The sequence below is a fragment of the Myroides sp. N17-2 genome (assembly GCF_002286775.1).
In the GTDB taxonomy this organism is placed as follows: domain Bacteria; phylum Bacteroidota; class Bacteroidia; order Flavobacteriales; family Flavobacteriaceae; genus Flavobacterium.
On the sequence record NZ_NSGJ01000041.1, the window covers coordinates 39,721 to 47,642 of the forward strand.

Here is a 7,922-nt window from a genome sequence, read left to right on the forward strand (position 1 = left end):
CTTATGCAGCAAATAATCAATTTCTTTATAAAAAACAGTACTAAGTTACTGTTTTTGCTGCTTTTAGTCATATCATTCGGGCTAATAATACAAACGCATACTTTTCATCAAAGTTCGTTTATTAGCTCTGCGAATGGTGTGACAGGTTATGTCTATGAAAATGTAAATAATTTTAAAGAGTACATCCATCTAAAAACAGAGAATGATGCTTTAGTTTTAGAGAATGCCTATTTAAAATCAATCGCTTACAATAATACTTCTGTCCAAGATTCTGTAGAAATTAGAAATCTAATGCCTACAGAAAGACAAGAGTATTCTATTATCGTAGCTAAAGTAATTCGCAATACTTTTAATACAAAAGAGAACTACCTAACAATAAAAGGAGGTTCTAAACAGGGTATTAAAAGCGATATGGGAGTTATTAATAGTAATGGTGTAATCGGTATTATAGAAAAAACTTCTCAAAACTATTCTACTGTACAAAGTATTTTGAACGTCAAATCTAAGATCAATGCTAAGATCAAAGGTTCAAATCACTTCGGTACATTACAATGGGATGGAAAGAATACTGGCTATGTAAATCTATCAGACATTCCTAGACTAGCAGAAATTTTTAAAGGGGATACTATTGTAACTGGAGGTATATCTAAAATATTCCCAGAAAACATTCCTATTGGAGTAATTGAAAAAGCTTACACCAATGAAACTTCTAATTACTTCACTATTTCAGTTCGTTTATTTAATGATATGACGAACCTGGGATATATATACGTAATTAAAAACAAAGACATTGAAGAAATTAATCAATTAGAAGCTGAAACTAAAGATGAATAGTGTTGCATTTTCAAATATTGCTCGTTTTATTGCGTTATTAATCGCACAGATTCTTATTTTTAATAATATAGACCTATTTGGTTTTATTAACCCATTCCCCTACATTCTATTTATCATTTTATACCCTACTGATAACAATAAACCCTTATTTTATCTAGCTAGTTTTATATTAGGAATTATAGTAGATATGTTTGAAAATTCAGGTGGTATACATGCAGCTGCTAGTTTAATACTAGCATTCTCAAGACCATCTATCCTAAAGTTCTCTTTCGGGATCAGTTACCAATATCACAATCTAAATATCATCAAAAAAGTAACTAAGGATATCTTTACCTCTTTAGAAGTTTTTGGTTATATTACCATCTCTGTTGTCATACATCATCTAGTACTATTCGGTTTAGAGTTTTTCAGATTTAACTTTATCTTAGAAATCTTGCTTAGGACTATTCTAACAACAGTAACGACTCTATTAACCTGTATTTTGATATTATATCTGATTAAACCATCTAAAAAATGAGAAAGCTTTTATTACCTATAATTATTATAGTTGTTGCAATTATAGTGTTAGCTAGATTGTTTTTTTTACAAATAGTAGATGACACCTATATCAAAAAATCTGAGAACAATGCTTTAAAGATTGTGTACGAATATCCTGAAAGAGGATATGTATTCGATCGTAACAAAAAGTTACTTATTGCAAATCAGCCATCTTATGATATTATGGTAATACCGAGAGAAGTTAAAAACATAGACACTCTCGCTTTATGTAGCCTTTTAGATGTAACGTATGACCAGTTTGTAAGCAAACTTGAAAAAGCTAAAGTATATAGCCCAAGACTTCCTTCTGTATTCTTACCACAGCTAAGTAAAGGTGAATACGCTGCTTTCCAAGAAAAAATACGTCACTTTAATGGTTTTTATATTCAAAAGAGATCTCTTAGAGATTATCAAGTGGCTCATGGGGCCAACTTATTTGGATACATTAGACAAGTAAATGAACAAAACATAAAAGCAAATCCATACTACAGATCTGGTGATTTAATCGGTATTCAAGGAATAGAACAAGAATACGAAGAAACACTAAGAGGTACTAAAGGAGTAAAATATATACAGAGAGACCGATTCAATAGAGAGATTGGTTCTTTCAAAAATGGTGTATATGACACTCTTGCTATTAAAGGGGATGACATCATGTTAACCATTGATAGTGAGCTCCAAGCTTATGGAGAACTGTTAATGCAAAATAAAAGAGGAGGAATAGTAGCTATAGAACCTAGTACAGGAGAAATACTTGCACTAGTTAATGCACCTAATTATGACCCTTCCTTATTAGTAGGAAGAGAGCGTTCTAAGAACTATACTGCATTATATAACGACTCACTAGCAAAACCTTTATACAATAGAGTACTATCAGGAGAATATTCACCTGGTTCACCATTTAAAATTCTTACAGCATTAATTGGTCTTCAAGAGGGAGTAATTAATGAACATATGACTTTTGCATGTAATCGAGGTTTCTATTATGGTAAGGGAGCATGGATGGGATGTCACGATTCTGGGCATTGGAATTTAAATTCAGCTATCGCTAAGTCGTGTAATACTTATTTTGCGAATACCTATAAAAGAGTAATCGAGAAATATAAAAACCCTGCTGATGGGATCAATAAATGGAGTGAACACCTACATAGTTTTGGCTTAGGAGAATTCTTAGGCTATGACCTACCTGAAGGACGTAAAGGTCATATCCCAGATGCTGATTATTATAACAGATGGTATCCAAATGGCGGATGGAAGAGTACGACTACGATCTCTAACTCAATAGGACAAGGAGAGGTTATTATGACACCTATGCAACTAGCAAACGTTATGGCTGCAGTAGCAAACAGAGGTTATTACTACACTCCTCATATCATTAAGAACATAGAACATCACAACATTGATAAGAAGTTCACAACGAAACATGTAACTTCGATAGACCAACAACACTTTACTCCTATTGTTCAAGGAATGAATGATGTATTTAACATTGGAACTGGTAGATCAGTAAGAGTTGAAGGATTAGATATGTGTGGTAAGACTGGTACTGTAGAAAACTTTACAAGAATTAATGGTAAACGTTATCAATTAACTGACCACTCAGTATTCGTTGCTTTCGCACCAAAAGACAATCCAAAGATTGCCATTGCGGTTTTTATCGAGAACGGATATTGGGGAGCTAGATGGGCTGCACCTATAACAAGTTTAATGCTTCAGAAATATTTACTACCACAAATAGTAAGAACTGATTTAGAAAAAAGAATGTTAGAAGGAAGCCTACAAGGAGAATATGATAAAGTATTACAACTGTATAGAACAACTGACAAACCAAAACCGACACCAAAAGTAGCACCATAGTAAGATTACTACAAGAAAATGAAAAATGTAAGTGTACAAAAAAATATAGATTGGATTTCAATCTTGCTATATGCTTTATTAGTTATAGCTGGTTGGATAAATATTTACTCAGCATCATTACCTGCTGAAACAACATCTATCTTTGACTTAGGACAAATCTATGGAAGACAGATGCTCTTTATTATTTTTTGTATTCCTTTAATCATACTTATCGTCTCTATAGATACAAAATTCTATGAAAAGTATGCTATGGTATTCTATATCATTGGTCTACTATCTATTCTAGGGCTCTTTGTATTTGGTAAATCAGTAAAAGGACAAACAAACTGGTATCAGATAGGGGGATTTGGTATACAACCTTCTGAATTTGTAAAGACTACTACAGCTCTTTTATTAGCTAAATTTATATCTGATAGTCAAACACATTTAAGCACTTTTAAGGAACAATTTATTGCCTTAGTTATTATAGGTGTGCCTACTCTATTTATTCTAAAACACGATACCGGTAGTGCTATGCTATTCGTTTCATTAGTGTTTGTTCTATATAGAGAAGGACTGCCAAGCTGGTACCTATGGACTGGATTTATTACCATACTCCTATTTATAGCATCACTAGTTGTAGAACCAGGTATAATAATAGGTACAATAGTCCTAATAGCAGCTTTGCATTTTTACTTTAATAAAAAAATAACGAGAAACCCTCTGATATATATAATATTAGTTGTTATTATGTCTGCCTTGGTTTTCTCGGTAGACTATGTATATGACAACGTATTAGAACCCCATCAGAAAGACCGAATTAATGTACTAATCGGAGAAGATGTCAACCTACAAGCTGAGGGATATAACCTAAACCAATCCAAAATAGCTATTGGCTCAGGAGGATGGACGGGAACAGGTTTTCTAGAAGGTACACAAACTAAAGGTGGATTTGTTCCTGAGCAACATACAGACTACATCTTTACTACCGTAGGTGAAGAATGGGGATTTGCAGGAGCTTCTTTTGTTATAATCCTATTTGTCTGCCTATTTTTTAGATTAATACATCTTGCCGAAAGGCAAAAGAAGGTCTTTAATCGCGTATATGGTTACTGTGTAATCTCTTTCTTATTTATCCACTTTGCCTTTAACATAACCATGTTAATTGGGCTCTTCCCAACAATTGGTGTCCCTTTACCTTTCTTTTCATACGGAGGGTCAAGTTTAATGGCATTCACTGTACTCCTTTTCATCTTTCTAAAACTAGATGCGAATAGGATCAATGAGTGGTAAGACTACTAAAACAAACAAAATATTTAATAAAATTCACAAAAATGAAAAAGAGAATGCTGATCATTGCTACATTATTTGTAGCAACAACTTCTGTGGTTAAAGCCCAAGAAATAAAAACAACTGAAGTAGGAACTGAACAAAATTCACTAGAAACGTTAGTCAATGAGCAGAAAAACATAGAAAATGCTCAACAATTAGAAAGTGCTAAAATACAAAATGAATTAGACGAAGCTAAAAAAATTGAACAAGAACAAAAAATAGCTGAAGCTCAACACAAAGCAGAATTACAAGAGCAAAAGAAAAAAGAAAAAGAAAACAAAGCTGAATTAAAAAGACAAAAGGAAATTCTTAATAGTCAGAAAAAAGTAAGCAAACAAACGACTAGATTACAAAAAGCGCAAGATAAATACAATACTAGAAACAGTAAATACATACAACAAAAAGCTGCTGGTAAATTAGCTCCTATTGAGGAATTAAAAATAAAGAGTCAATTGCTAGATCTACAAACAAACATAAAAAAACAAGAAATAGAGCTTAAACGTGTTACAATGGAATACGAAACTCTAAATAAATAAAACTAAAAGACTACTTCATAATCTGAAGTAGTCTTTTTTTATCTTGAAATAAAAAAGTGGGTGTTTATAGCCACTTTAACCCACATTACGCATTAGAAAAAGATGTATATTTATTAAGTGTAATTCCTAACGCGTAGCGTTAGAAAATTTAAGCCTATGAATTTTGATCTATCCTTTACAAACAAAGAGATTACACCATGGGGTGGAATGGTCTTTTTAAAGCAAATGTTAGATAAAATAGGCTTTAAATCTCAGATTAATTCTTGTGAAAGTCTTCCTTGTCAAAATTCTAATCGAGCACATGATATTGATGTGATTTTAGAGTCTTTTATGGCAAGTGTTTGGTGTGGTGCAAACCGCTTTTTACACACAGAAGTAACTAGACATGATAAAGCTCTTGGTAAAATATTTAACTGGCGAACTTCACCAGGGCAAGATGCGTATAAACGTTATTTTTCCAAGTTCGATGCTAGTAGTAACATTGAAACTGCTAAGCACTTTTTTCAATGGTTTTTTGAAAACATCAACTTAAATTATTTTACCTTAGATATTGGCTCTACTGTCATGACTCGTTATGGAGAAAAGCAACAAGGAGCTAAAAGAGGGTATAATCCAAGTAAAAGAGGACGTAAATCTCATCACCCTATTATAGCTTTTGTAAATGATATTCGCATGGTAGCCAACTTTTGGTTGCGAAGTGGAGATACAAGTTCTGCCAACAACTTCATTAACTTCTTAGAGGATACTTTATCTGTTTTTGGGAATAAGAAAGTAGGTTTAATTCGATTAGACAGTGGTTTTTTTCAAAAGGATATTTTAGATCATTTAGAGTCTAAACCTATGAACTACATTATTGCTGCTAAGTTTACTCATCCTGTGCAAAGGCTAGTAGACAGTCAAACCTCTTGGCTAAATGTCGATGAAGGTATCCAAATAAATGACACCTTCTACCAAGCTAAAAATTGGGAAAAACCTAGAAGAGTTATCATTGTAAGACAGAAAATAAGTAAACGTCCACAAGCACCTGGAAAAACATTAAGTCTATTTCCAGAAGATGAAATACACATAAATTACAGATACTCCGCCTATGTTACAAACTTGGAGTGTGGTGCCTATGATGTATGGAAAAACTATCGAGCAAGAGGCGACGAAGAGAATAGAATCAAAGAACTAAAACAAGACTTTGGAGCAGAATCTTTTAATCTAAAAGACTTCTATGCTACCGAAGTTGCTCTAATCTTTGTGATGATTGCTTATAATCTAATGGCACTGTTTAGAATGTTTGTTTTACAAGAAAAAACACAAAAATCACTTTCTACATTAAGATATAGAACCTTTGCTATTGGAGCTTATTTCGAGAAAACAAATGACACGATCAAGCTTAAAATAGCACTAGTCAAGAAACGACGAAAATGGTTCGTAGGTTTATGGGATTATCCTTTAGACCTACCTTTAAAATTGCCTAATGCGTAATCTGGGTTTAAGTAATAAAACAAACTGGATTATACAGAATATTTAAAAAAGAAATAAATACAATACAGAGTTTAAAACAACGTTTACAAGCTATATTACTTACCTCTCTCTTTCCTAAACGCTTTCCTAAGCTGTATAGTAATATTAAAAGCTTTTTAATCTTGACTACATATTCATTCAAAGAACTCGCCTTAATTCCTTTCATAACCACAAATAAAGCTTTACTAAGAAACCATTTACGACTAGGATAATTCACTACTAAATAAGTAAAATCCATTTAATACTACCCTCTATACATATTTACAAAATAAAATTACAAGAATTGATTATTTTCTTCCTTTATCAAATCGTCTCCAATACTCCCTTAAGGATGCAAATCATTTTTAAATATGTAAATATACATTGAGCGATTTTCACTCTTCATTACCCATATTATTACATGTGCAAATCCACGTCTACAGAATTAAAACTTTTTTGATAGATCATTGAATCACCATTCATATCATATCTTCATTTTTAAATTCACATTTCGTCATAACTACCGTATTATCAATTAATTAAATAGTTGAAAACCAAAATAACACTACGAATACCACTTATAATACTTAACTTAACATCTAACCAATAAAAAAGATATAGATATGTTTAAGATTAAAATTTTACCAAATGGACCATATGTGGTTCAGGGTTTAAATAAACTAATTGAAGAGACTTCTCAAAGAAAAAAAGGAATACTAGAAGCTGTAGAGACTAACGAATTTGAACAAGAAAGTGAATATCATCTGTGTAGATGTGGTGCATCAGCTAATAAACCTTTCTGCGATGGATCACACGCCAAAGTTCATTTTGATGGAACAGAAACTGCAGACAGAAAGAATTATATGGATAGAGCAACATTACAAGAAGGAGTAGAAATGGACCTGCTTGATGATGAACGCTGTGCATTTGCACGTTATTGCCATCGTGAACGAGCTGAAGTTTGGACCTTAACAGCCAACTCAGGAGACACTGAGAATATGCGAGAAGCAATTGAAGGAGCTTCTGCCTGTCCATCAGGACGGTTAACAGCAGTAGTAGATGGCAAATGTGTAGAAAATGAATATGAACCAACAATAGCAATAGTCCAAGATCCAGAACAAAAAGTAAGCGCAGGTTTATACATCCGTGGAGATTTTGAACTTCAGGCTGCTGATGGAACTACATATGAAAAAAGAAATAGAGTTGCGCTATGTAGATGTGGTGCCTCTAGAAATAAAGGATCAATCTCAAAAGTTGTGTTTATGCATAAAGTTTAGTCAATCTGTATAAGAAGAAGTCAATATCTCTTACTCCTCTAAATTGAGCCCTGAATGCTTTAATTTTGGCATTAAATGA

7 protein-coding genes and 1 pseudogene are annotated in these 7,922 nt (G+C 32.7%); 7 read left to right on the forward strand and 1 reads right to left on the reverse strand.

The features are described from left to right. Positions 1–3: 3 nt before the first annotated feature. The 7 genes from mreC (at position 4) to CF599_RS15330 (ending at position 7,843) form a co-directional block, all read left to right on the forward strand. Positions 4–834 carry a rod shape-determining protein MreC gene (mreC, locus tag CF599_RS15295; protein ID WP_121966868.1) on the forward strand — a complete coding sequence of 277 codons (831 nt, stop codon included), beginning with the start codon at positions 4–6 and terminating at the stop codon, positions 832–834. Then, a complete protein-coding gene (locus CF599_RS15300) occupies positions 827–1,351 on the forward strand; it encodes a rod shape-determining protein MreD (RefSeq protein WP_121966869.1) in 525 nt (174 codons plus the stop codon). Before mreC ends, CF599_RS15300 begins: the two co-directional genes overlap by 8 nt. After that, positions 1,348–3,228: a penicillin-binding protein 2 gene (gene mrdA / locus CF599_RS15305; RefSeq protein ID WP_121966870.1), complete on the forward strand. Its 1,881-nt coding sequence runs from the start codon at positions 1,348–1,350 to the stop codon at positions 3,226–3,228. Before CF599_RS15300 ends, mrdA begins: the two co-directional genes overlap by 4 nt. A gap of 18 nt (positions 3,229–3,246) precedes the next feature. Beyond that, on the forward strand, positions 3,247–4,500 hold the full coding sequence (rodA, locus tag CF599_RS15310) for a rod shape-determining protein RodA (RefSeq protein ID WP_121966871.1): 1,254 nt from the start codon (positions 3,247–3,249) through the stop codon (positions 4,498–4,500). Positions 4,501–4,541: 41 nt separating this feature from the next. Beyond that, positions 4,542–5,075 (forward strand): hypothetical protein, encoded by a 534-nt coding sequence (locus tag CF599_RS15315; protein ID WP_254050329.1) that lies wholly within the window; start codon positions 4,542–4,544, stop codon positions 5,073–5,075. A gap of 156 nt (positions 5,076–5,231) precedes the next feature. Next, positions 5,232–6,548 (forward strand): IS1380 family transposase, encoded by a 1,317-nt coding sequence (locus tag CF599_RS15320; RefSeq protein WP_121966872.1) that lies wholly within the window; start codon positions 5,232–5,234, stop codon positions 6,546–6,548. 641 nt (positions 6,549–7,189) lie between these two features. Then, on the forward strand, positions 7,190–7,843 hold the full coding sequence (locus CF599_RS15330) for a CDGSH iron-sulfur domain-containing protein (protein WP_121966874.1): 654 nt from the start codon (positions 7,190–7,192) through the stop codon (positions 7,841–7,843). On the opposite strand, the pseudogene CF599_RS19940 reads toward CF599_RS15330, so the two are convergent. Continuing rightward, positions 7,827–7,922: pseudogene (locus tag CF599_RS19940) on the reverse strand (transposase); the annotation flags it as partial. The gene CF599_RS15330 and the pseudogene CF599_RS19940 sit on opposite strands and share 17 nt — an antisense overlap.

What these genes read in the sequence shown, in the direction of transcription:
- CF599_RS15315 (WP_254050329.1), top strand. Translation starts at nt 4,542, where the DNA reads ATGAAAAAGAGAATGCTGATCATTGCTACATTATTTGTAGCAACAACT.
- CF599_RS15330 (WP_121966874.1), top strand. Translation starts at nt 7,190, where the DNA reads ATGTTTAAGATTAAAATTTTACCAAATGGACCATATGTGGTTCAGGGT.
- mrdA (WP_121966870.1), top strand. Translation starts at nt 1,348, where the DNA reads ATGAGAAAGCTTTTATTACCTATAATTATTATAGTTGTTGCAATTATA.
- CF599_RS15300 (WP_121966869.1), top strand. Translation starts at nt 827, where the DNA reads ATGAATAGTGTTGCATTTTCAAATATTGCTCGTTTTATTGCGTTATTA.
- mreC (WP_121966868.1), top strand. Translation starts at nt 4, where the DNA reads ATGCAGCAAATAATCAATTTCTTTATAAAAAACAGTACTAAGTTACTG.
- rodA (WP_121966871.1), top strand. Translation starts at nt 3,247, where the DNA reads ATGAAAAATGTAAGTGTACAAAAAAATATAGATTGGATTTCAATCTTG.
- CF599_RS15320 (WP_121966872.1), top strand. Translation starts at nt 5,232, where the DNA reads ATGAATTTTGATCTATCCTTTACAAACAAAGAGATTACACCATGGGGT.